Raw genomic sequence first — 25,135 nt, 5'->3', positions numbered from 1 at the left:
TTATTCCAGCAAGGCTGGAGATAATAGACGAAAAAAAGTCGTTGGCAAGTGCTTCCCCCCCTCCAAATTACTTCATTTTTGAGCTGAAGCCTTCTTGTTATTTCAACGTAATGAAAGGATAGAATTTTAGATAAGTCAGTGTGAAAATCTTATGAAAAAAGGCGAGTCGCTTATGCTGACTCGCCCTGGTATTTTTCACAGACAGAATTTAGTTATTGCCGAACATATCCTTAATCCAGCCAGCCACTCCATCGCTTTTTTCTGAACCTGCCACTGGGGCCTGTTGCTGTTGCTGAGGCTGTGACTGCCCCTGACTAAACGGATCCCTGTCCACCTGTTGACTCTGCTGACATAGACCTTCGGGATTTGTCGTCCAGACAGGTAACACACGATAGCCATTAGTGCTGCACTGGAAGTTACCCTCCGTATCGACACCCATATCAACAATATCCTCCGGCACGGTCAGATTCAGTGGGATCGGTGTCTGGTTCGCCAGGTAGCGCTGATACAAGGACATCGCCCCACTGGCACCATAGAGCTTGGTTGGCTGATTGTTATCACGACCAACCCACGTAATAGCCACCTCTTTTCCATCTATTCCGGCAAACCATGTATCCACGTTATTGTTAGTGGTCCCCGTTTTGCCCGCTAAATGCAGGTTAGGATATTTTGCCCCCAGTACTCGGCCGGTGCCTTTATCAATAACCTGCTGCATGGTATAGAGCGTCAGGTAGGCTGCCTGAGGCGCAACCGCTTGTTCTGCCTGTGGGAAGCTTTGATACAGTACTTTACCGTCTTCGGCAATCACTGAGCGTAAGGCTGACAACGTGGCGCGATTCCCCCCGCTGCCAATGCTCTGAAATGCCTGAGCCACTTCGATGGGGGTCAGGTTCAGCGCCCCCAATAACATTGCCGGTACCGGGTTAAGCTGCTCTTTAGGTACTCCCAGCTTCATCCAGGTATCAGTGACAGCCGTCAGGCCGAGCGCCATACCCAAGTTCACGGTAGGCACGTTCATTGAACGTGTTAGTGCATCAACCAACATAACTTGGCCACTGAACTGGCGGTTATCATTCTGAGGTGACCAGACCTGCCCACCCGAAACAGGAATCGACAGGGGGGCATCAGCAATCCAAGTGTTGAGGCGGTATCGGTCTGGCTGACCTAATGCTGTCAGATAAGTCGCAGGCTTCGCCAGAGACCCGATGGAACGCCGTGCCTGTAACGCACGGTTGAACCCTGCATATTGCGGTTCTGCCCCACCCACAATGGCGCGCACTTCACCACTCATCCGGTCAACAATCACCATTGCCGCTTCGAGATCATTAAGCTTGCGAGAGGCGCGCAGTGCTGGGATCCCTTCAGTCACCGCTTTCTCTGCTGCATCCTGAGAAACGGAATCAAAGGTGGTAAAGATTTTCACGCCAGAAAGGTCGTTCACTTTATCCCCCAGTTTTGCCTGCAACTCCTGACGTACCAGTTGCATAAAAGCAGGCTGAGGAGAAATGACGCCACCACGAGGCTGAACCCCTAATGGGCGTGCACTTAACATATCGTAGAGTTCCTGGTCGATAACCTTTTGCTCTTGCAGCAGTCGTAATACAACATTACGGCGCTCCAGGGCCAGTTTAGGGTTACGCCATGGGTTATATAGCGAAGCCCCTTTCACCATGCCCACCAGCAGAGCTTGCTGATCAAGACTCAGCTCATCCACCGGGCGACCGAAATAGTAGAGACTCGCCAGAGGGAAGCCGCGAATTTGCTCATCCCCACTCTGACCGAGATAGACCTCATTCAAATAGAGTTCAAGAATGCGATCTTTGCTATAGCGGGCATCCATGATGATAGCCATATAGGCTTCATTGGCTTTACGCCACAAGGTGCGCTGATTGGTTAAAAACAGGTTTTTTACTAACTGTTGGGTCAGGGTGCTGCCCCCCTGTACGGCACGCCCTGCCGTCAGGTTAGCCACCACTGCACGACCAATGGAGTAGAGACTAATGCCATCATGCTGATAAAAGTGGCGATCTTCCGTCGCGATCAGCGTATCAACCAGTAAGTCCGGGAAATCTGAGCGCTGAACGAACAGACGCTGCTCACCGTTTGATGACGAGAGCATAGTAATCAGGCGCGGATCAAGGCGAAACAGACCAAAACTACGGTTGTTATCCATATTCTGGATAGATTCCAGATGATTTCCACTGAACAGGAGTTTGGCGCGAATTTGCCCCTCTTTGCCGTCAGGAAAATCAAACGGACGACGGATCATTTCAATAGAGTTAGCCTGCACGGTAAATTCACCCGGGCGTGTCATACGGGTAACCTGCCGATACTGCGTCGCCTCCAGTAGCTTCACCATTTCCGCTTTGCTGTATGGCATATCCGGTTCAAGATTGACCATACGCCCGTATACTGCCGCAGGTAACTGCCAGACTTTACCGTCAATACGGCTACGAATTTGCTGGTCGAGATAAACGCCATAGATGGCCATTAATACCAGAAACAGAATAAATAGCTTTATCAGGAACTTCAGTAAGCGATATTTTTTAGACACTGGCCCTTTGGTCTTTCTCTTTTTTACTGGTGGCATCGATTCCTCGTCCTCATAGCCGTCATCGTAATCATCATCCTTGTAATCTTCGTCCGAGAGTCGAGAATTTTTGGCCTTACTTTTTGCCAAATGCGTTGATTTTCCTTTGCGAGCAATAGGCTCGCGGTCATTCCCCGCCATTATTTATCTCCACAAAATTTCAGGCACCGCGGCCTGATTCTCCATTCTCTCGCCATCTGCGAAAGAAGATATTTCTCAAAAGTCACGAGTACTTTTTAGTACGTCGCGTAGGTAGTGCCTGGGCGGGATCATCTGGCCAGACATGTTTGGGATAACGCCCTTTCATCTCTTTTTGTACTTCGCGATAGGCCCCTTGCCAGAAAGCTGTCAGATCCCTTGTGATCTGTAGTGGTCGCTGTGCAGGCGATAATAATTCAAGAACTAATGGCACTCGCCCTTCTGCGATACAAGGTGTTTGGGATTCACCGAACATCTCCTGCATCCTCACCGCCAGTACAGGAGGATTATCCACACTATAGCGAATAGTAATCTGACTGCCAGTGGGCACAGTGTAATAAGTTGGTAGCGCACTATCCAGCCGCTGACGCATCTGCCAGTCGAGTAAGTGATTTAACGCTTTATGTAAATCAATTTTTTTCAAACCGCTCAGTGAATATATTCCGTGCATCTCTGGCAGTAACCAAGTATCCAGACCAGCCAGTAATGCCTCATCATCTACTGGGGGCCAGTCAAGCTCAGGTAACCAGCGGGCAGCACAAGCCAGACGAACGCGCAGTTGTCCCGCTCCAGCCGACCAGGTTAAGCACCCCAGCCCTTTATCACGAATACCATTAAGAATCGCTTGTTGCATTTCAGCCTCAGAAGGTTTTTCCCGCTGCTGAACACTGATAATTAACTTGCCGATCTTACGTCGTTGCAAGGCTTTTAAAGCACCATGGGCCTCATGCCACTCTACCGAATTATCCGTCACGATCAGGGCTGGGCATTGTGCCGTCAAAGCTTCAATGTCTATCGGTAATGCCAACAGAATTCGCGCATCAGGCGAGGCATTGCCTTGCAATAATAATGGGGCAATCAACCATTCATAGCGAGTCAACGCATCCTCTTCATCCAGCATGGCCCCCATGCCATTCGCTAACTGATAACGTCCGGTATGATTACGCCTGCGGGCAATTCTGTCCGGAAAAGCCTGGGCCAGCAGTGGCATCACACAGCTCAGGTTTACCTTGCCTGCTTCGCCCTTTAGCCGTTTAAGTAACTGACTGGCACGTTGACGCACGGCGCTGGAAGGATTGTCGAAAAGTGATCTCAGATCACCCGCGCCGGTAACCCGGGGAGGATCTTCAAGCAGCGCCACTAACCGCGCTGCGCTAGCTTGTTGATCGGCCCCTTTCGCCGCAACCAGCAAGCTGGCTAAACGAGGATCGCTGCCAGTCTGCGCCATCCGTTGCCCCATGTGGGTCAGCCGCTGTTTATCATCAACGGCACCTAACTGGTGCAACATTTGCCGGGCCTGGGCCAGATTGACTGCCGGCGGTAGATCAAGCCACGTCAGTTGGTTAATATCGTGACATCCCCACTGGAGTAGATCCAACTGCATGCTGGAAAGATCGCTATTAAGAATTTCCGGGCTACTTTGCGCACTGGCTCTTTCAGCCTGTTCTGCACTGATCAAATGCAGACAAATACCCGGCTCCAGACGCCCTGCCCGCCCCGCGCGTTGCGTCATTGAGGCCTGACTGATGCGTTGTGTCACCAGACGCGTCAACCCCGTATTGGGGTCAAAACGAACACTTCGCTCAAGGCCGCAGTCAACCACTAAACGGATACCTTCAATCGTCAGGCTCGTTTCGGCAATATTGGTTGCCAGCACCACTTTCCGTTTTGCTCCCGGTGGTGGGAGTATTGCCTGGCGCTGTTCCACCAGGGAAAGTGCGCCATAGAGTGGGCATAATATGACATCGTCCGCGATCCGCCCCGTTAACTGCTGTTGAACACGTTTGATCTCACTGACCCCGGGCAGAAACAAGAGTAATGAACCCTGTTCTTCACGCAGTAAGGCTGATACCGCCTGGGCGACGGCATCATCAAAGCGTTGATGTGCGGGCAGCGGATTATAACGACGTTCAACCGGAAAGCTACGCCCTTGTGACACAATGACCGGGGCTAGCGGCAAACGCTGCTGCAGGCGATTGTCATCCAGGGTTGCTGACATTATCAGGATCTTTAAATCTTCCCGCAGGCCAGCCTGCACATCCAGCAACAGGGCCAGGGCTAAATCAGCCTGCAGGCTACGTTCATGGAATTCATCAAGGATGACCAGGTCAATCCCGTTAAGCTCCGGGTCTTGCTGAATCAGGCGCGTTAAGATTCCCTCGGTTACCACTTCCAGCCGGGTATCCCGTCCAATGCAACTGTCCGCACGCATTCGGTAGCCCACCGTCTCCCCCAGCTTTTTTCCTGATAATTCCGCCAGCCGTTGAGCAACGCTGCGCGCGGCAAGGCGACGAGGTTCAAGTAGCAAAATACGGCCGTTACCCATACCCTGGGCGAGCAATTGCAGGGGTAACCAAGTCGATTTCCCGGCACCTGTAGGGGCAATCAACAACACTTGCGGGGCAGAGGCAAGTGCGTCAAGCAACTCGGGCAAAACAGCAGCAACCGGTAATGACGACACAAACGGCTCCAGAGGTTAATATTCTAAAGCATGCATTGTAGCATCAGTCATTCACAACAGAGAGATAACCATGGCCGAAACGCGTCGCCTGTTTTTTGCCCTTGCCCTGCCCGAATCGATCCAGTCGGGGCTTATTTCCTGGCGTGCAGCCCATTTTTCCCAGTCCGCCGGACGCCCCGTTGTCCAGTCCCACTTACACCTGACTCTCGCATTTTTGGGGGAAGTATCCGCAGATAAACAGAAAGCGCTTTCCCAGTTAGCGGGACGTATTGCCCAGCCCGCTTTTACACTACGGCTGGATGATGCCGGACAATGGCTACGCTCAGGGGTGGTATGGGTCGGGCCACGGCATGCCCCCAGGGGGCTATTGCAGTTGGCGGATATGCTACGAGCCCAGGCGGCACGCAGTGGCTGCTATCAGGCACCGCTGCCTTTTCACCCCCATATAACCCTGTATCGTAATGCCAGTCAGCCTGTGGCATTGCCGCCACCGGGTTTTGGCTGGTCATTCCCTGTTAATGAATTTGCACTCTATGCATCAATATTTAAAAAAGGACAAACCGAGTACCGAGTACTGGAAAAATGGCCATTATCTGATAGCCGAACGTGATTAACGATTAAGCTAACGGGATTATCAGGGCGATCAATAAACTGATTTTCGACGATTAACCACACAAAGAGAGACACCCTGTTGTACGCCTCTTTGCAACCCTATGGACCCGAGGATGGAGTTTATCCCACCGTTACAATCAGCCGTTCTTATTAAGCGTTACAAACGTTTTTTGGCGGATGTTACCACTGCACAAGGAGAGGTTATCACTCTGCATTGCCCCAATACCGGGGCCATGACAGGCTGCGCCACTCCTGGAGATACCGTCTGGTACTCCACTTCAGATAACCTGAAACGTAAATATCCTCATAGCTGGGAGTTAACTGAAACACAGCATGGAGAGATGATTTGTGTCAATACGTTACGCGCTAACCAGTTAGTAAAAGAACGATTACTTACCTCGCCGCCCCCCTCTCTCGCCCATTACAGTGAGTGCCGTAGTGAGGTGAAATACGGTAGTGAAGGCAGCCGTATTGATTTTATGCTGAGTGCGACTGGTAAAGTGAACTGTTTTATAGAAGTGAAATCGGTCACACTATCGAACCAGGGCCAGGGTTTTTTCCCTGATGCGGTGAGTTTACGTGGACAAAAACATTTAAGAGAGTTAATTAATGTCGTCCAGCAGGGAGAACGAGCCGTGTTGTTGTTTGCTGTGCTGCACTCAGCCATTACTTGCGTCTCACCCGCCCGTCATATCGACACAAAATATGCACAATTATTAACAGAGGCACAGCAATGTGGCGTAGAAATTATTGCATTAAAAGCCGAACTTTCTACCACACATATGACTCTAACTACGCCGTTACCAGTTTATTTAACGTAATGTTTTATAATAGATCGAAGGTATAGCACTTTATTTATCATTGTTTTTTGCAGGTAGGCGTTTCTTCATACGATTGTCAAGAGACAGGTTTATATAATTGCCATCGTGGAGAGGTTCTGCTATTTATAGCGGCCTGATTTTACCCCAACAGGGGTTCGATAAGTGCGTGTCAAGGAGAAAAAACATGCAAGAAGGGCAAAAGCGTAAGACATCGTCCCTGAGTATTCTCGCCATCGCTGGGGTGGAGCCATACCAAGAGAAGCCGGGTGAAGAGTATATGAACGAAGCCCAGCTGTCGCACTTCAAACGTATTCTTGAAGCCTGGCGCTCACAGCTCATGGATGAGGTTAACCGTACTGTTTCGCATATGCAGGATGAAGCCGCTAACTTCCCGGATCCGGTGGACCGTGCCGCTCAGGAAGAGGAATTCAGCCTTGAATTGCGTAACCGTGATCGCGAACGTAAATTGATCAAGAAGATTGAAAAAACGCTGAAAAAAGTAGAAGACGAAGATTTCGGCTACTGTGAGTCCTGTGGCGTTGAAATTGGCATTCGTCGTCTTGAGGCTCGTCCAACAGCGGATCTGTGCATTGACTGTAAAACCCTGGCTGAAATCCGTGAAAAGCAGATGACAGGTTGATACCCCGTGCCAGCAGCCAAGGTTGGGGGAAATCTCATCCTTACCGGTAACAGAGGGGAAAATATTTTTCCCCTCTTGTTATGACTGATAGCCTGTTACGACAGGTCGTGAGTTATCACATTGTATGATCCAATCCAGAGATTCTGGTGGGTTCTTCACGCCGGGATGTCTGTTAAAAATCTGTGGTTCCATTAGCCCAAACATGCCTATTCAAGATTATATCGGCCGTTTCGCTCCCTCACCTTCTGGTGCTTTGCATTTTGGTTCTTTGGTTGCCGCACTCGGCAGCTATCTGCAAGCTCGTTCCCAAAAAGGCCAGTGGCTAGTGCGCATGGAGGATATTGATCCCCCGAGGGAAGTCCCGGGTGCCGCCAGTATGATTTTACAACAACTGGAACACTATGGTTTACACTGGGACGGCAGTATCTTGTGGCAATCACAACGCCATGAGGCCTACCGCGAGGCTCTGTATATTTTGCAGCAGGCGGGGTTAAGTTATTACTGTACCTGCACTCGCCGACGTATTCAGACCCTGGGGGGGATCTATGACGGTGTTTGCCGCACCCGCCATCATGGTTCTGACAAGGCTGCGGTTCGCTTTATGCAACGAAATCCAGTACTGGAATTCACAGACCAGCTCCGCGGCACGCTATATGCCGATACCGCTTTAGCCAGGGAGGATTTTATTATTCACCGCCGCGATGGTTTATTTGCTTATAACCTGGCCGTAGTAGTGGATGATCATTTTCAGAGGGTTAGTGAAATTGTCCGTGGTGCAGATTTAATTGAACCCACAGTGCGACAAATTTCGTTATACCAACAGTTTGGCTGGCAGATCCCTTCCTATATTCACTTGCCGCTGGCACTGAATTCACAGGGAGATAAATTATCTAAGCAAAATCATGCTCCGGCGTTATCCCAGGGGGATCCGCGACCGATAATTGTTGAAGCATTAGGTTTTTTAAATCAAGATGTTGAAGATGACTGGGCGGATTTATCCCTGGAAAGTTTGCTGAGAAGTGCCGTGGATAATTGGTCACTATTACGTGTACCCGTGAATCCATGATTCTCAAATGCTCCACACCAGGCTATGATTAGCCGCTATTTTTTTGTACCCATGATTGACATTACCGAGGTGGACTATTTTTACCCGAGTCGCTAATTTTTGCCGCAAGGTGCTTCACCGCGATAATATCGTGGTCGAGGAGAGTGAAACTTTCCCGCACATCACGGTCATTCCGCGTGACAAGCACGCTATTTCTCGCAAAGATATCAGTGAAAACGCCCTCAAGGTGCTCTACCGCCTGAATAAGGCCGGTTATGAAGCTTATCTGGTGGGGGGCGGTGTCCGCGACCTTCTTCTGGGTACAAAACCAAAAGATTTCGATGTGACGACCAATGCTACGCCTGAACAAGTCCGTAAACTGTTCCGTAACTGTCGCCTGGTCGGCCGTCGTTTTCGCCTGGCACACATTATGTTTGGGCCAGAGATCATTGAAGTTGCGACCTTTCGTGGTCACCATGAAGAGCAACCCTCCGAAGATCGCCAAGTTTCTCAGCGTGGTGAGAATGGCATGTTGCTGCGGGATAATATCTTTGGTTCAATCGAAGAAGATGCCCAGCGCCGTGACTTCACCATCAACAGCCTCTATTACAGTGTGGCTGACTTTACCGTGCGTGATTACGTGGGTGGGCTGTCTGACCTTAACCAGGGCATTATTCGCCTGATTGGTACGCCTGAAACCCGCTACCGTGAAGACCCGGTACGTATGTTACGCGCAGTGCGCTTTGCTGCTAAGTTGAATATGACCATCAGCCCGGAGACCGGTGAGCCCATCGCACACCTCGCGAGCCTGATCAACGATGTTCCTGCCGCTCGCTTGTATGAAGAATCACTTAAACTACTGCAAGCGGGTTATGGTTACCCTACTTACCAGTTACTGCGCCAGTACCATCTGTTCCAGCCGTTATTCCCGATTATTACACGCTACTTCACAGAGCAGGGTGACAGCCCAATGGAGCGCATGATTGCGCAGGTGCTGAAAAATACGGATAACCGTATTCAGAACGGTATGCGTGTTAACCCGGCATTCTTGTTTGCTGCCATGCTGTGGTACCCGCAGCTGGAAATGGCACAAAAGATCACCCAAGAAAGCGGCCTCGCCTACTACGATGCTTTTGCTCTGGCAATGAATGAAGTGCTGGATGAAGCCTGTCGTGCTCTTGCGATTCCCAAGCGTATCACCACCTTGGTACGTGATATATGGGGACTGCAACTGCGCCTGTCTCGTCGTCAGGGTAAACGTGCCTGGAAGCTGATGGAACACCCTAAATTCCGTGCGGCTTATGATTTACTGGCACTGCGTGCTGAAGTGGAAAATCATCCAGAACTGTTGCGTCTGACGAAATGGTGGGGAGAGTTCCAGGTTGCTGCACCATCGTTGCAAAAAGAGATGCTGCTCAACCTTGATGACGAGCCAGCCGTGCGTCGCCGTCATCGTCGTCCTCGTAAACGTACCCCACGTGGCCAGGCATGACCCTCGCGTATATTGCCCTCGGCAGTAATCTGGCTTCCCCACTGAAGCAAGTCTCTTCAGCGCTGGAAGCCATTGCGCTTATCAGGGACAGCCACGTAGTGGCTATCTCTTCGTTTTACCGTACCCCGCCTTTAGGGCCTCCCGACCAACCCGACTATCTCAATGCAGCTGTTGCTCTGGAAACGGCATTAACGGCTGAGTCACTGCTTGATGAAACACAGCGCATTGAACGGGAACAAGGCCGAGTCCGTAAGGCCGATCGCTGGGGGCCACGAACACTCGATCTCGATATTATGCTGTTTGGCAATCAAGTGATTAATACTCAACGCCTGACAGTCCCCCATTATGACATGAAGAACCGGGCGTTTATGCTATTACCATTAATGGAAATAGCGCCTGAATGTTGTTTTCCCGATGGACAACCGATAAGTAAGATTCTGGCGCCCCTTTCACAGGAAGGTATCACCGCCTGGTAATTTATTTGTCTATTTGTCCGCTTTTTCTGTGGAGAAGATAATGCAATCCACCACTATCTCGACCCTTCGCCAGCTAAAACAAGATAAGAAAAAATTCGCCACACTGACCGCTTACGATTTCAGTTTCGCAAAATTGTTTGCCGATGCAGGAATTGGTGTCGTGCTGATTGGCGATTCTCTGGGTATGACCGTTCAGGGTCATGACTCAACCATACCTGTCACCGTTACAGATATTGCCTATCATACCCGAGCAGTACGCCGTGGTATGCCTGATGGTCTGGTTATCGCCGACCTGCCATTTATGGCTTATGCAACCCCTGAGCAGGCATTTGCCAATAGTGCCGAAGTGATGCGTGCAGGAGCCAATATGGTCAAGCTGGAAGGGGGACGCTGGCTGGCCGATACCGTGCGGCAGTTAACCGAACGTGCCGTGCCCGTTTGCGGACATATTGGCCTGACACCACAATCCGTCAACATTTTTGGTGGGTATAAAGTTCAGGGTCGTGACGCTGATGCGGCACAAGCGCTGCTGGATGATGCACTGGCACTCGAGGCAGCCGGAGCACAACTTCTGGTTCTGGAGTGTATACCGGTAAAACTTGCCCAGCGTATTACTGAGGCACTGGTGATTCCAGTGATTGGTATCGGGGCAGGTAACGTCACTGATGGCCAAATTCTGGTCATGCATGATGCTTTCGGTATTACCGGCGGACACATTCCTAAATTTGCCAAAAACTTCCTCGCTGAAACCGGTGATATGCGTGCCGCGGTTCGTCAGTACATCGCTGAGGTGGAATCCGGGCAATATCCTGGTGATGAGTACAGTTTCCAATAACAAGAGAACGGTTATGTTAATTATTGAAACATTGCCCCTGCTACGCCAACAGATCCGCCGTTTCCGTCAGGAAGGCAAGCGCATCGCCCTGGTTCCTACCATGGGGAATCTGCATGAAGGACATTTGACGCTGGTTGAACAAGCTAAAGCCCGGGCTGACGTGGTTATAGTGAGCATTTTTGTTAATCCAATGCAATTTGAGCGGCCGGATGATTTGGCCTGCTATCCACGTACCCTGCAGGATGACTGTGAAAAACTGCATCGCCAGAAAGTCGATTTGGTTTTTACCCCGACGCCGCTTGATATCTACCCCAAGGGGCAGGAAACGCATACCACGGTGGATGTTCCTGGTATCTCAACCATGCTCGAAGGTGCAAGCCGTCCAGGACACTTCCGCGGAGTGTCGACCATTGTCAGCAAACTTTTCAATCTGGTACAACCTGATATTGCCTGTTTTGGTGAGAAGGATTATCAGCAGTTGGCACTGATCCGCAAAATGGTTGCGGATATGGGCTATGACATTGAGATTGTTGGTGTACCTGTCATCAGGGCAAAAGATGGCCTGGCGCTGAGTTCACGTAATGGTTATCTGAGTCCTGCAGAGCGTAAAATCGCACCAGCACTCAGCAAGATAATGAATACCCTTGCTGATAGCCTGCACCATGGGCAGCGTGATCTTGAGTTATTGACACAACAGGCGACCCAGGACTTAGCAGAAAAAGGTTTCCGCCCCGACTCACTGGATATCTGTGATGCGGATACACTGCAACCGCTGGATGAGACCAGTAAACGCGCTGTGATCCTCATGGCTGCCTGGCTCGGCAAAGCCCGCTTAATTGATAATCAAGTGGTTAATTTAGCCTTGTAGACAACATGATCAAAACGGGCAATACTGCGCCCGTTGACAGTTGCTACCCATTAAATTGGCTGATACAGATAACGTTGCGCGGGTTTATCACCGGCGCATTATTTACAAAAAGGTTCAGGTTATGATTCGCACTATGCTGCAAGGCAAGTTACACCGCGTCAAGGTGACTGTGGCTGATTTACACTATGAAGGTTCCTGCGCCATCGACCAGGATTTTCTTGAAGCCGCCGGTATTCTGGAATATGAAGCCATTGATATTTATAACGTTACTAACGGTAAGCGTTTTTCTACCTACGCTATCGCTGGTGAACGCGGTTCAAAAATCATCTCCGTTAACGGCGCGGCAGCACATTGCGCATCGGTAGATGATATTTTAATTATCGCAAGCTATGTCACGATGCCAGATGATCAGGCCCGTGAATGGCAGCCAAAAGTGGCTTATTTTGAGGGAAATAACGAGATGAAACGCCAGGCCAAGGCCGTACCGGTTCAGGTCGCTTAAACCCACGTCCCCGCCCTTTTCGCGGGGATACCTTTTTGTGTTGATTACCAGCCCGTTCTCTCTATCAGGACAAACGGGGGATTTTTCTGCTGTTGATGCCAAAGACTGGTCACGCCCTCTCCCCCCGCAGTCACGATATGCTCCCGGAAAGTACTACTGGAAAGGGTGGTTCGATACTCGCTCATGATACAGAGCAAAGATAAGCTGGTTCCAGAAATCACTTCACAAAAATCATGTTTATTACTGAGTAAAGCCGCCGCCCGATAAGGTGCCTCTCCGGTAATATCCGTGAGAAAAATAACACCATCCCCTGAATCACAAGCATGCAGCGCGTCACACATCATCCGTGCCAGCATGTTGGTACTGAGACCTTTTTCAAAGTTCACCGCGCAGCACTGGGGTTGGACGCCCAGACGTTTTTCCAGTGCCTCAAGCATGTCCCTTGCATAGAAATCATGTCCGGCAATAATCCAGCCAAGCATAAAACTTATCCGTTATTAAATGCACAACAGGCAACCTGAAATATGCCCCACATAATAAAAGAACAGACTTTCAGGCCGCCTCTGAGAGTTACTTCTGTAAACAGAAGGTGGTGATAAAATATCAGGAACGCAGGCCTGTCCCGCGATCAATCAGATACCAGCATAATAGATAGAAAGCCACAATGAAGCTGACCAGTACACCAACGGTCGTAACCAAAGACACGTCTGATATGCCAAGAAAACCAAAGCGGAAACCACTAACCATATAGACGATAGGGTTCAACTGTGACAGCCCCTGCCAGAATGGGGGTAATAACGTTAACGAATAGAAAACGCCCCCCAAATAAGTAAGCGGTGTTAACACAAAGGTCGGTATCAGGCTGATATCATCAAAAGATTTGGCAAACACCGCATTTAACAGTCCCGCCAGTGAAAAGAGTATCGCTGTTAATAACAATGTCAGGGCAATAAACAACCAGGAATGCACCTGAAAGGGCACAAAAAATAACGACACAATGGTCACCAGGATACCTACGCATAATCCCCGGGCTACCCCGCCTCCCACATAACCAGCAATGATAATATGGGTTGGAACAGGAGCTACCAGTAACTCTTCAATATTATGCTGGAATTTGGCGCTGTAAAATGAAGACGCAACGTTAGAATACGCGTTGGTAATCACCGACATCATAATAAGCCCAGGGACGATAAACTGCATATAGCTAAAACCGTGCATCTCACCAATGCGTGACCCAATCAAGTTACCGAAGATAACAAAATACAGTGTCATGGTAATCACTGGGGGAACCAGGGTTTGAATCCAGATACGGGCAAAACGGTGGATTTCCTTGGCCCAAATACTTTTCAGTGCTACCCAATACAGATGCATCATGACCGCTCTCCGTTAACCAAGTGAACAAATAATTCTTCGAGGCGGTTGGCTTTATTACGCATGCTTTGTACCTGAACTCCTTGTGAACTCAGTTGGCTAAATACACTATTGATTCCCTGTTCCCGCAACACTTCCACTTCCAGCGTGGACGTATCCACCAAACGGTAGCGGTATCCCTCCAGTACGGGGAGCGGGCTTTTCGGGGCTAAATCGAGGATAAAGGTTTCCGATTTTAACTTCGACAGCAGAGACTTCATGGAGGTGTTTTCCACTAATTCCCCACGTTGAATAATGCCAATATTGCGGCACAGCATTTCCGCTTCTTCAAGATAATGCGTCGTAAGAATAATTGTGGTGCCTTTGTCATTCAAATCTTTCAGAAAGCTCCACATGGATCGACGCAGTTCAATATCGACCCCGGCGGTAGGCTCATCAAGAATCAACAATTTTGGTTCATGCATTAAGGCGCGGGCAATCATCAGGCGGCGCTTCATGCCCCCCGATAACATACGTGCACGCTCTCCGCGTTTTTCCCATAAATCCAGTTGTTTTAAATACTTTTCACTACGTTTTATCGCCTCAAGACGCTCAACACCATAATATCCCGCCTGATGTACGACAATTTGCTGTACCGTCTCAAAGGGGTTGAAGTTGAACTCCTGTGGTACCAGCCCAAGCTGCCGTTTGGCATTGACCATATCTTTTTGCAGATCATAACCAAAGACCCGCACAGTACCTGAGGTTTTATTGACCAGTGAGCTAATGATACCAATAGTGGTCGACTTACCGGCTCCATTGGGCCCCAGTAAGGCATAAAAATCACCAGCTTCAACACGTAAATCTATTCCCCGTAGCGCTTTAACGCCCCCAGGGTAAGTTTTGGTTAACTGCTCCAGTTCCAATGCAATTGTCATGGGTGTTTACTTACCTTTTCGATACTGTACGCAAAATAATTTTTTAGCCGCAGGCTGGCGGCAACACAGCGAATCCCGGGAACTGACACTGGTCAGTGACCGGGGTGAGCGAGGACAGCCAACGCCCCTGCTGCCTGAACTATGACATTCATTCATACACTAAACAGTTCAAGTTGCAGGAAGGCGGCAACGCAGCGAATCCCCGGGAGCTGACACTGGTCAGTGACCGGGGTGAGCGAGGACTGCCAACGCCCCTGCTGCCTGAACTATGACATTCATTCATACACTAAATAGTTCAAGTTGCAGGAAGGCGGCAACGCAGCGAATCCCCGGGAGCTGACGCTGGTCAGTGACCGGGGTGAGCGAGGACGGCCAACGCCCCTGCAACTTGAACTATGACGTGTATATTTAAAAATAATTTAACTTGCCCTATATTAACCCTACACACCTATTCGGTTACAGGCAGTCCACCCTTAATGAAAGATATCGATACGCTCATTAGTAATAATGCACAGTGGTCTTCTTTATTAATTGATGAAGATCCTGGCTTTTTTGAACGCCTTGCTCAAGCTCAAAAACCGCGTTTTTTGTGGATTGGTTGTTCCGACAGTCGCGTGCCTGCTGAACGCCTCACGGGGCTCGAGCCTGGCGAACTTTTCGTACACCGTAATGTTGCCAATCTGGTTGTTCATACTGATCTAAATTGCCTGTCTGTTGTTCAGTATGCTGTGGACGTTCTTGAAGTCGAGCATATTATTATCTGTGGCCACTATGGCTGCGGTGGTGTTCAGGCCGCCGTGGACAACACAGAGCTTGGTCTTATTAATAACTGGCTACTGCACATTCGCGATTTATGGTTCAAGCATAGTTCATTACTGGGGCAGCTACCGCCAGAAGAACGAATGGATGCTTTGTGTGAGCTGAATGTGATGGAACAAGTCTATAACATTGGCCATTCCACCATTTTACAGTCAGCATGGAAACGAGGCCAAAAAGTAACCGTTCATGGCTGGGTTTACGGTATCCATGATGGGCGTTTACGTAATCTGGAAGTCTCTTCAACCAGTGGAGAAACCCTGGAACAAGGTTACCGCAGTGGTATTGCTAACCTTAAACAGCTCAACCGTGGTCAGCGTGAGTTAGCATCTTCTCAGTAAATGGCAGTATTGTAGTTAGCGATAACGGCCTTTAATAAAACAAACCTGAAAGAGAGAAGAAATTTTCTCTTTCAGGTTGTTGGCTAAAAGACTAAACAACAGTACAACTCAGCATTCAGGAAAACTGTTTTTAGTTTCTGGTGTCGATTACTCTTCCAGTATGACGACATTACCCACGTAGGGAAGATGACGGTAACGTTGAGCATAATCAATGCCATAACCGACAACAAACTTGTCCGGAATAGAAAACCCAACATACTCAACCGGGACGTCTACTTCCCTGCGGGTGGGTTTATCCAGTAATGTACAAATTGCCAGCGATTTTGGTTCTCTCAGGCTAAGGATTTCACGCACTTTGCTCAGTGTGTTACCTGAGTCAATAATATCTTCAACAATCAGTACATCTTTACCGCGAATATCTTCATCAAGATCTTTGAGAATTTTAACATCACGGGTGGTAGACATTCCGCTACCATAGCTGGAAGCCGTCATGAAATCCACTTCATGTGGTACCTGTACTTCCCGGCATAAATCAGCCATAAACATGAATGATCCACGCAATAATCCTACCAGCACCATGTCACTGCCACTATCACGATAGTGCTCAGTTATCTGGCGGCCCAGCTCTGCAATACGGGCTTTGAGTTCCGCTTCCGGGATCATGACTTCAACTGTATGCTTCATAAATGTAACCGTTTGATTTTAAGATAAATACATTCAGGCAGTTCAAGGTACACACTGAATAGTTCAAACCGCAGGCAGGGGAACTGCCCCTGTCAAGCGCACGATGGATATGGATTAGCCAATCCCCTGCCACCTGAACTATGACGTGTATAATACTGCGTCAAATATCAAGCCCGAAAGTATACCATCAAAAGCCTGGGATCCGTGACTAAGAACCCGACTCAGTTATAGCCAGCCAGTTGGGCAAAGCCCGGTGCCCAACCGACAAAAGTAGCCTAACGAAAGGGTTTCTACCTGACACTAAATCCAAGCATCATGCCAGTGTCTTCATGTTCCAGCAGGTGGCAGTGGGCCATATAAGCCTGTTCTGGTGTAGCACTGTGCTCAAAATGTACCAGTATCTCACTGGTTGCTCCTTCCACCTTCACCGTGTCTTTAAAGCCTTGACGATGAGCAGGCACAGGTTTGCCATTTTCAGTCAGAATACGGAATTGAGTGCCGTGAATATGAAACGGGTGCAGCATCATATCTCCTTCGCCGGATATCACCCATTTTTCCACTTTTCCTTTTGGCGCAGTGAAGGCAATGGTATCCATGGTAAAGGCTTTTCCATTGATCATATTGGCGTTATGGAAGTCAAATTCAGCCGGATGTTTTCCATGCGTCATATTCCCATGCTGCATATGGTCCATTGTATCGGTTTTCATGTCCCCGTGGCCCATTGCGGCGTGATCCATCGCACCATGATCGATTCCTGCCATAGCTTGCATGCCATATTTATCCATTAGCATCTGCATTCCAAGTTGATCAAGCTTGGGGTTCATCATCAAATGAAAGTGACGCTCCGTCAGGCCACTTGATCCCGGCAGTGGCGGAACAGGAACTAATTGATCCGGGAGCTCACCTGATGCATTCAGGGTCAACGGCTGGATGTGAACTACTGGCACTACGTCGTCAAAGGGCGCGAGGGTCATTCCTATCTGTTTAACTGGCAACGTGACAATATCAAATGGCTGTCCATCTGAGGTGTCTACCAACACCTCAAAACGCTCGCCCATAAACATCTCCAGTTGGCTGACTTTCACTGGTTCTGCCAGAAAACCCCCATCACTGGCGATCACATAGAGTGGGCGGTTATCACTGGTGGCAATCTTTAAGGATCGTGCATTACAACCATTCAGCAAGCGTAAGCGTAACCAGCCTCGTGGGTTCGCATGTTGAGGATAGAGTGCACCATTGCATAATAACGTATCGCCAAACCAGCCAACCGCCGCAGTCATGATATCGAGCTGGTAGTCAATTTCCCCCTGCTCATTAAAGCGTTTATCCTGAATAATTAAGGGAACATCATCGATTCCCCAAAGTGAGGGTAAACGGAGCATTCCGCTTTCGGTATCATCAATCAGTACCAGTCCTGATAGCCCCATCGCCACTTGGCGGCCGGTTTTTCCATGCTGATGAGGATGAAACCAGCAGGTTGCTGCCCGCTGATCCGGAGTAAAGGTGACACTACGACGGCCACCAGCAGCAATGATCCCCTGTGGCCCACCATCAACATCACCAGGAACTTCCAGCCCATGCCAGTGAACGGTGGTTTCTTCTGGGAGATGATTATACATATCAACGGTCACTGTTTTTCCCTGACGCAGTTTCAGCGCAGGCCCCAGCAGAGAGCCATTGTAACCATAGGTGGTGGCGATTTTACCCGCAAAATGGGTCGTTCCAGCCTTGATATCCAGGCGGATGCGGCTGTTGGCATCCGCAGTCAGCAACGGGGGGATGGGTAGCGCCGGGCTTGTGGCAGCCAGGGCCATACGGCTCCAGAGTGGTAATGCCCCGTAGGCTCCCAATGCTGCAGAATATTTTATAAAATCGCGACGATGCATATTCAATTCCTTTCGTCAGTCCAGACGAGGGACGATAACAGATCAACGGGCCCCGACAAGGGCAATTTTTCAACGCATAATAAATATCGTCTCGCCCCGTTTAACTGTGTTAACGTTTATTATCTGATTCAAGATGGTGGATGTGATGAACATCGGAGTAAAGACATTATTACTCAGTGCATTGCTCGGCTTTTCCGCCAGCAGTATGGCACTAAGTGAACCCGAAGCCGAAGACCTGGCTGATTTAACGGCTGTGTTTGTTTTTTTGAAAAATGATTGTGGCTACCAAAGTCTGCCTAATGACCAGATACGCCGTGCGCTGGTTTTCTTTGCCCAGCAAAATAGATGGGATCTGAGTAACTACGATCTCGTCAACATGAAAGCCTTGGGTGAAGAGAGTTACAACGATCTCAGTGGCATCAAAATTGCCACCGATAAGAAATGCAAAGCGCTGGCGAGAGACTCGCTCAATCTGCTGGCTTATGTGAAGTAATCTCCCTGCCCTGCTTTCTTGTTCCAACAATGACCGTGCATCGCCGGGCATTGTTGGCTATGATATTTTGCTTGCTTTTCAATGAGCTCAATCCTGGAGGTATCAGCAATGACGCAGAAATCGGTGTGGCAAGAGACGCTGCATGATAAGTTTGGTCAGTACTTTACCATTGATAAAGTGCTCTACCATGAAAAGACTGATCATCAGGATCTGATTATTTTCGAGAATGAAGCATTCGGTCGCGTGATGGCCCTGGATGGGGTGGTGCAAACAACGGAGCGTGATGAGTTTATTTACCACGAAATGATGGCGCACGTCCCGCTGTTTGCTCATGGGCAGGCGAAGCATGTTCTGATCATTGGTGGCGGTGATGGGGGCATGCTGCGTGAAGTGGCACGCCATAAAACTGTTGAAACCATTACGATGGTAGAGATTGACGCAGGTGTCGTTTCTTTCTGCCGGCAATATCTTCCTAATCACAATGCTGGCAGTTATGACGATCCGCGCTTTAAACTGGTCATTGATGACGGAGTCAATTTTGTAAACCAGACTTCGCAAACCTTTGACGTGATTATCTCTGACTGTACTGATCCGATTGGCCCTGGTGAGAGCTTATTTACTTCAGCATTTTATGAGGGCTGTCATCGTTGCCTCAACCCAAACGGGATCTTTGTTGCCCAAAATGGTGTCTGTTTCTTACAACAAGATGAGGCGATTAATAGCCATCGTAAACTCAGCCATTCCTTCGAGGATGTCAGCTTTTATCAGGCCGCGATCCCAACTTATTATGGGGGGATTATGACTTTTGCCTGGGCCTGTGATAATCCAGGGATGCGTCATCTGTCGAGTGAGTTGATTCAGGCGCGTTTTCATAAAGCAGGTATCACCTGCCGCTACTATAACCCCGCTATTCATACCGCAGCTTTTGCACTCCCGCAATATCTGCAAGATGCCCTGTGATTGTCACCTGTCTGAGGAGAAAAACATAAATTGAAAAAACTGAAACTGCACGGCTTTAACAATCTGACCAAAAGCCTGAGTTTTTGTATCTATGATATCTGCTATGCCAAAACAGCGGCCCAGCGTGATGGTTATATCGCTTACATTGATGAACTGTATAACGCCAATCGCCTCACCGAGATCCTCAGTGAGACGTGCTCCATTATTGGGGCTAATATTTTAAATATTGCCCGGCAAGATTATGAGCCACAGGGTGCCAGTGTCACGATTTTGGTCAGCGAAGAACCCATAGATCCACAGAGTATCGACCAGTCTGAACGCCCCGGCCCGCTCCCCGACGCTATTGTTGCCCACCTTGATAAGAGTCATATCTGTGTGCATACCTATCCAGAAAGCCACCCGGAAGGTGGGCTATGTACTTTCAGGGCAGATATTGAAGTCTCTACTTGTGGGGTTATTTCACCACTGAATGCTCTCAACTACCTGATTCACCAGCTTGAGAGTGATATTGTGACCATCGACTATCGGGTTCGCGGTTTTACCCGTGACGTACAGGGGATGAAACATTTTATCGATCATGAAATTAATTCGATTCAGAATTTTATGTCTGAGGATATGAAAGCCCTGTACGACATGGTGGATGTGAATGTGTATCAGGAAAATATCTTCCACACGAAGATGCTACTGAAAGAGTTTGATCTTAAACATTATCTGTTTAATACCAACCCGGAAGACCTCAGCCATGAGGAACGTGAAATGATTACCAGCCTGCTGTGGAAAGAGATGCGTGAGATTTACTACGCGCGGAATATTCCCGCAATATAGGCATGACAGTGTGGAGCATCAATGCTCCACCTCTTAGCGGGACAGTAAAAACTCACGGTAAGCGTGAGCTACCCGCAGAAAATCCTCAACACCACAAAATGAGAGGCTCTCTTCGTCGTAGTAGCTCATGCCTTCTTCCATTTCGTCCCCTGTAATAGCCAGTTGATTCGCGCGGATCATAACTTCTTCGCTATCCAGCCACAGGGTATATTCATGTCCCACTAACTGCCACTGGCGCTCACTCCCCTTGAGGGATAACACGGCTTGCTCAATCTCGTCCAGCAGCGCCATGTTCCCCTTAACCTCTTCATTAAACCAGTGTCCCACGACCTCATGGCCCATTGACATCCGGACACGAACCTGGCCTGTGATATCCCGTAAAAATTCATATTCCATGATGTTTTCCTGTTTCGTGTTTAACCGCCAGCATCGCCAGCACCACTGACGCCATTATCGCAAGAAAACCTTGTCGGTGCGTGGCTTTTTAGGCGTTGAAACAGGCGACTCGCGCCTGTCTGTTGATCATGGTGTTTTCGTGGATTGCGGGGCTGCTGGCTGCCCGGAGGCTGAAGCGTCACTGGAAGTAGATATTTGGGTCTGTGGGGGCGGCACGGTCTGGGATGCATCCGTGGCGGCATCAACAGCATTAGCGTCAGAAACTGCCCCCTGGGAGCTATCAGTGATTACCGGAGGAAGTGCCGGCGTCGCGCTGATCACCGCTGGCGCTGGCTGTGAAGCATTTTCCTGAGCTACTGGGGTCGGATTTGCCTCAGGAGTGGGTGTGCTGGATGTATCCGAGACGGTATTGTTCTCTGGAGTACTGAGTTCCACTATTTTGGGCTGTGGCAGAGGCTCAGATTTAGCGACCTGCTTTTCCGGCAGCGGTGCCGACTGAGGGAGTGGATCGATCCCGCGCAGCGTAAAGAGTGGATCGTATTGCGTCACCTTGTAAGCAACAAAACGCGGTACATCCAATGAGGTTGTTACCGTTATGCCAGGGATCGTCACATGGCCTATCAGTGAGCGCGCATAGCCACCGACCTCATGCTTACCTGCGGGAACATGGAGCAGTATCGCCTGCCCTACCGGCAGAAAGCCAGCATCCTTACCGTCGACAGTGATAAATAAAGCAGAGCCATCCGCCGTTGGAGAGGCAAGATGTGCCACTTTAAGCAGCGTAGACCCGTCGTTAAAATCAGCAGCACTCTGCTTATCCTGTGTGTTCGCGCATCCGTTGATGAGAAAAGTTATCCCTATCAGGAACGGGGCAATACGCTGGATCATAGTGTGTCAGTTTCCTGTTAGTCAGTTGTTATCTTTAACATAATATAACCAGGATCAGGCTTCTTCTTAATGGCATCAGAACAATCTAAGACAATTCTGTGTCAGATTATCGTTGTTCACTTTCTCAGAGACTGGCTCAAGCTATTTATATTTCATGCCCCTTTGGAGCGGGCAACAAAGTATCATGCCTGACTCGTTAGCGGGAGCCATTTTCCGGTTATTTTTCGGGGTAAACCAGGGCCTTGTAGCGGCGGGTATTAAAGGTGACAGAAACGTGATGAGTATCGGTCGGTGACAACATAGCACAGGCATTCGACAGGATTAAAAATGGCGACCTGCTGGGTCGCCATTTTATTTCAGTTTTTATTCAGTACTCGTGAGTGAGCCTCACACTCCGGTCTGAAAAATGACCCCGTCTGCTTTGTCTGTGTACTGACTGAGCTGGTCAAAGTTCAGGTAACGGTAAGTGTCTGCCGCGGTTTTATCCACCTGAGCGATATAGCTCTGATATTCTTCCGGGGTAGGCAATTTACCCAGCAGGGAAGATACCGCGGCCAGTTCTGCAGATGCCAGGAAGACATTAGCCCCCGTCCCTAAACGGTTCGGGAAGTTACGCGTAGAAGTCGACACCACTGTCGCACCATCTGCCACTCGAGCCTGGTTACCCATGCACAAGGAACAACCTGGGATCTCAATACGCGCACCACTCTTACCAAACACACTGTAGTAACCTTCTTCGGTTAACTGTGCAGCATCCATACGGGTTGGCGGAGCCACCCACAGGCGGGTTGGCAGTTGCCCTTTATAACTATCCAGCAGTTTACCCGCCGCGCGGAAATGTCCAATATTGGTCATGCAAGAACCGATAAATACTTCATCGATCTTCTCACCAGCAACAGCAGACAGCAGACGCGCATCATCAGGATCGTTAGGAGCACAGATAATTGGCTCTTTGATATCAGCCAGATCAATTTCGATCACCGCGGCATATTCTGCGTCCGCATCGGCTTCCAGCAATTGTGGATCTGCCAGCCATTTTTCCATGCCCTGAATCCGACGCTCAATCGTGCGACGATCACCATAACCTTCCGCGATCATCCACTTCAGCAACACGATATTGGAGTGCAAGTATTCTTCAATGGGTTCACGATCCAGCTTAATGGTACAACCAGCAGCAGAGCGCTCGGCAGAAGCATCCGTGAGTTCAAACGCTTGCTCAACTTTTAACGTTGGCAGGCCTTCGATTTCAAGAATGCGGCCTGAGAAGATATTTTTCTTCCCTTTTTTCTCAACCGTCAGCAGCCCCTGCCGAATAGCATACAGTGGAATCGCATGAACCAAATCACGCAGGGTGATACCGGGTTGCATTTCACCTTTAAAACGCACCAGCACTGACTCAGGCATATCCAGTGGCATGACACCTGTGGCGGCAGCAAACGCAACCAGCCCGGACCCTGCCGGGAAGGAGATACCAATAGGGAAACGGGTATGAGAATCTCCACCCGTTCCTACAGTGTCTGGTAGCAGCATACGGTTCAGCCAGGAATGGATAACACCGTCCCCTGGACGCAGGGAAACCCCACCACGGTTCATAATGAAGTCTGGTAGTGTGTGGTGCGTCGTGACATCAACCGGTTTTGGATAAGCCGCCGTGTGGCAAAATGACTGCATGACTAAATCTGCAGAGAAACCCAGACATGCCAAGTCTTTTAACTCATCACGCGTCATTGGGCCCGTCGTATCCTGAGAACCGACAGAGGTCATTTTCGGCTCACAGTAAGCACCTGGACGAACGCCAGCCACGCCACAAGCACGCCCGACCATTTTTTGTGCCAGGGAGTAACCACGAGCGCTTTCAGCCACGTCTTTAGCCTGCACGAATACATCACTGTGTGGCAGGGATAATGCTTCACGTGCTTTGGTTGTCAGGCCACGGCCGATGATCAGTGGAATACGCCCGCCGGCACGAACTTCATCCAACAGAACGTCTGTTTTTAATGCAAAAGAAGCGAGCAATTCATTGGTATCATGGTTACGTACTTCACCAAGATAAGGGTAGATATCAATAACATCTCCCATATTCAGGTCGGAGACATCCACCTCAACAGGTAAAGCGCCGGCATCTTCCATGGTATTAAAGAAAATGGGAGCAATTTTGCCACCGAGAACCACACCGCCGCCCCGTTTATTAGGAACAAACGGAATGTCTTCCCCCATAAACCACAGTACAGAGTTAGTGGCGGACTTACGAGATGAGCCGGTACCCACAACGTCACCTACATAGGCTAACGGGAACCCTTTCTGGCTCAACGCTTCGATTTGTTTAATCGGACCAATAACACCGTTGTTATCCGGCTCAATACCTTCACGGGCCGTTTTCAGCATTGCCAAAGCATGAAGAGGAATATCAGGTCTTGACCAGGCATCAGGTGCGGGAGAGAGGTCGTCAGTGTTGGTTTCACCCGTAACTTTAAATACGGTAACCGTAATTTTCTCAGCGAGCTTTGGTCGGGACAGGAACCATTCGGCATCCGCCCAGGACTTAACAACCTGTTGGGCATATTTATTGCCGGCTTTTGCTTTTTCTTCTACATCATAGAAGTTATCAAACATCAGCAAGGTATGGGAAAGAGCCTTGGCAGCAATTGGCGCCAGCACTTCATTATCAAGTGCATCAATAAGGGGATGAATATTGTACCCCCCCTGCATCGTGCCGAGCAGTTCAATCGCCCTCTCAGGGGAAATCAGTGAAGAGGTAGCTTCACCCTTGGCCAGGGCAGCCAGGAAGCCCGCTTTGACATAAGCGGCTTCATCAACACCTGGTGGAACACGGTTGGTAATTAAGTCCAGCAGGAATGCTTCTTCGCCTACCGGTGGATTTTTTAACAGTTCAACCAATGCGGCCATTTGAGTCGCATCTAAGGGTTTTGGAACAATCCCTTCAGCTGCACGCTCAGCCACGTGCTTACGGTATTCTTCTAGCACGACATTCTCCTCGCTTTCATTATCATATGGCGC

At 49.4% G+C, this 25,135-nt stretch carries 23 protein-coding genes; 13 read left to right on the top strand and 10 right to left on the bottom strand.

Annotation, left to right across the window (positions count from 1 at the left end):
• Positions 1–208: 208 nt before the first annotated feature.
• Both mrcB and hrpB read right to left on the bottom strand, forming a co-directional pair.
• On the bottom strand, positions 209–2,731 hold the full coding sequence (mrcB, locus tag JK154_RS09040; RefSeq protein WP_211992184.1) for a bifunctional glycosyl transferase/transpeptidase: 2,523 nt from the start codon (positions 2,729–2,731) through the stop codon (positions 209–211).
• Between the two features lie 82 nt (positions 2,732–2,813).
• Complete coding sequence (gene hrpB, locus JK154_RS09035) at positions 2,814–5,249, bottom strand: ATP-dependent helicase HrpB (protein WP_211992183.1); 2,436 nt, start codon at positions 5,247–5,249, stop codon at positions 2,814–2,816.
• 70 nt (positions 5,250–5,319) lie between these two features.
• On the opposite strand from hrpB, the gene thpR reads away from it, so the two are divergent.
• The 9 genes from thpR to panD all read left to right on the top strand — a co-directional run bounded on the left by thpR (position 5,320) and on the right by panD (position 12,540).
• Entirely contained in the window at positions 5,320–5,859 is a 540-nt protein-coding gene (gene thpR, locus JK154_RS09030) for an RNA 2',3'-cyclic phosphodiesterase (protein WP_211992182.1), read from the top strand.
• A 115-nt stretch (positions 5,860–5,974) separates the two neighbouring features.
• Positions 5,975–6,682: a DNA/RNA nuclease SfsA gene (sfsA, locus tag JK154_RS09025; RefSeq protein ID WP_211992181.1), complete on the top strand. Its 708-nt coding sequence runs from the start codon at positions 5,975–5,977 to the stop codon at positions 6,680–6,682.
• A gap of 184 nt (positions 6,683–6,866) precedes the next feature.
• A complete protein-coding gene (gene dksA / locus JK154_RS09020; RefSeq protein WP_211992180.1) occupies positions 6,867–7,322 on the top strand; it encodes an RNA polymerase-binding protein DksA in 456 nt (151 codons plus the stop codon).
• A gap of 202 nt (positions 7,323–7,524) precedes the next feature.
• Positions 7,525–8,388, top strand: coding sequence for a tRNA glutamyl-Q(34) synthetase GluQRS (gluQRS, locus tag JK154_RS09015; protein ID WP_211992266.1), 864 nt, complete (start codon positions 7,525–7,527; stop codon positions 8,386–8,388).
• Positions 8,389–8,464: 76 nt separating this feature from the next.
• Positions 8,465–9,859, top strand: a complete 1,395-nt coding sequence (gene pcnB / locus JK154_RS09010; protein WP_211992264.1) for a polynucleotide adenylyltransferase PcnB — start codon at positions 8,465–8,467, stop codon at positions 9,857–9,859.
• A complete protein-coding gene (gene folK, locus JK154_RS09005; protein WP_211992179.1) occupies positions 9,856–10,335 on the top strand; it encodes a 2-amino-4-hydroxy-6-hydroxymethyldihydropteridine diphosphokinase in 480 nt (159 codons plus the stop codon). The genes pcnB and folK overlap by 4 nt, the downstream gene beginning before the upstream one ends.
• Positions 10,336–10,375: 40 nt before the next feature.
• Positions 10,376–11,170 (top strand): 3-methyl-2-oxobutanoate hydroxymethyltransferase, encoded by a 795-nt coding sequence (gene panB / locus JK154_RS09000; protein ID WP_211992178.1) that lies wholly within the window; start codon positions 10,376–10,378, stop codon positions 11,168–11,170.
• Between the two features lie 13 nt (positions 11,171–11,183).
• Entirely contained in the window at positions 11,184–12,038 is an 855-nt protein-coding gene (panC, locus tag JK154_RS08995; protein WP_211992177.1) for a pantoate--beta-alanine ligase, read from the top strand.
• Positions 12,039–12,159: 121 nt separating this feature from the next.
• Entirely contained in the window at positions 12,160–12,540 is a 381-nt protein-coding gene (gene panD / locus JK154_RS08990; RefSeq protein WP_211992176.1) for an aspartate 1-decarboxylase, read from the top strand.
• 44 nt (positions 12,541–12,584) lie between these two features.
• Here panD and JK154_RS08985 read toward each other — a convergent pair whose 3' ends face one another.
• The 3 genes from JK154_RS08985 to JK154_RS08975 all read right to left on the bottom strand — a co-directional run bounded on the left by JK154_RS08985 (position 12,585) and on the right by JK154_RS08975 (position 14,828).
• Positions 12,585–13,022 carry a PTS sugar transporter subunit IIA gene (locus tag JK154_RS08985; protein ID WP_211992175.1) on the bottom strand — a complete coding sequence of 146 codons (438 nt, stop codon included), beginning with the start codon at positions 13,020–13,022 and terminating at the stop codon, positions 12,585–12,587.
• 121 nt (positions 13,023–13,143) lie between these two features.
• Positions 13,144–13,914 (bottom strand): ABC transporter permease, encoded by a 771-nt coding sequence (locus JK154_RS08980; protein WP_211992174.1) that lies wholly within the window; start codon positions 13,912–13,914, stop codon positions 13,144–13,146.
• Positions 13,911–14,828 (bottom strand): ABC transporter ATP-binding protein, encoded by a 918-nt coding sequence (locus JK154_RS08975; RefSeq protein WP_211992173.1) that lies wholly within the window; start codon positions 14,826–14,828, stop codon positions 13,911–13,913. The genes JK154_RS08980 and JK154_RS08975 overlap by 4 nt, the downstream gene beginning before the upstream one ends.
• A gap of 476 nt (positions 14,829–15,304) precedes the next feature.
• Between JK154_RS08975 and can the strand changes: the two genes are divergently transcribed.
• On the top strand, positions 15,305–15,985 hold the full coding sequence (gene can, locus JK154_RS08970; RefSeq protein ID WP_211992172.1) for a carbonate dehydratase: 681 nt from the start codon (positions 15,305–15,307) through the stop codon (positions 15,983–15,985).
• 147 nt (positions 15,986–16,132) lie between these two features.
• Here can and hpt read toward each other — a convergent pair whose 3' ends face one another.
• A complete protein-coding gene (gene hpt, locus JK154_RS08965) occupies positions 16,133–16,669 on the bottom strand; it encodes a hypoxanthine phosphoribosyltransferase (RefSeq protein ID WP_211992171.1) in 537 nt (178 codons plus the stop codon).
• A 290-nt stretch (positions 16,670–16,959) separates the two neighbouring features.
• The gene (cueO, locus tag JK154_RS08960; RefSeq protein WP_211992170.1) at positions 16,960–18,555 is read right to left on the bottom strand and encodes a multicopper oxidase CueO; all 1,596 of its coding nucleotides are present in this window, start codon (positions 18,553–18,555) and stop codon (positions 16,960–16,962) included.
• A 145-nt stretch (positions 18,556–18,700) separates the two neighbouring features.
• On the opposite strand from cueO, the gene JK154_RS08955 reads away from it, so the two are divergent.
• From JK154_RS08955 to speD, 3 genes are all read left to right on the top strand, one after another.
• Complete coding sequence (locus JK154_RS08955; protein WP_211992169.1) at positions 18,701–19,048, top strand: YacC family pilotin-like protein; 348 nt, start codon at positions 18,701–18,703, stop codon at positions 19,046–19,048.
• Between the two features lie 108 nt (positions 19,049–19,156).
• Positions 19,157–20,008 carry a polyamine aminopropyltransferase gene (speE, locus tag JK154_RS08950; RefSeq protein WP_211992168.1) on the top strand — a complete coding sequence of 284 codons (852 nt, stop codon included), beginning with the start codon at positions 19,157–19,159 and terminating at the stop codon, positions 20,006–20,008.
• Positions 20,009–20,038: 30 nt separating this feature from the next.
• Positions 20,039–20,833, top strand: coding sequence for an adenosylmethionine decarboxylase (speD, locus tag JK154_RS08945; RefSeq protein ID WP_211992167.1), 795 nt, complete (start codon positions 20,039–20,041; stop codon positions 20,831–20,833).
• A gap of 33 nt (positions 20,834–20,866) precedes the next feature.
• On the opposite strand, the gene yacL is transcribed toward speD, so the two are convergent.
• From yacL to acnB, 3 genes are all read right to left on the bottom strand, one after another.
• Positions 20,867–21,229 (bottom strand): protein YacL, encoded by a 363-nt coding sequence (gene yacL / locus JK154_RS08940; RefSeq protein WP_211992166.1) that lies wholly within the window; start codon positions 21,227–21,229, stop codon positions 20,867–20,869.
• Positions 21,230–21,355: 126 nt separating this feature from the next.
• Positions 21,356–22,117 (bottom strand): hypothetical protein, encoded by a 762-nt coding sequence (locus tag JK154_RS08935; protein ID WP_211992165.1) that lies wholly within the window; start codon positions 22,115–22,117, stop codon positions 21,356–21,358.
• Between the two features lie 387 nt (positions 22,118–22,504).
• On the bottom strand, positions 22,505–25,102 hold the full coding sequence (gene acnB, locus JK154_RS08930; protein ID WP_211992164.1) for a bifunctional aconitate hydratase 2/2-methylisocitrate dehydratase: 2,598 nt from the start codon (positions 25,100–25,102) through the stop codon (positions 22,505–22,507).
• Positions 25,103–25,135: the final 33 nt, after the last annotated feature.

It is taken from the genome of Citrobacter sp. JGM124, assembly GCF_018257795.1.
GTDB lineage: Bacteria > Pseudomonadota > Gammaproteobacteria > Enterobacterales > Enterobacteriaceae > JGM124.
Note: the sequence above shows the minus strand (reverse complement) of the source record. Positions and strands in the feature narration are given on the sequence as shown.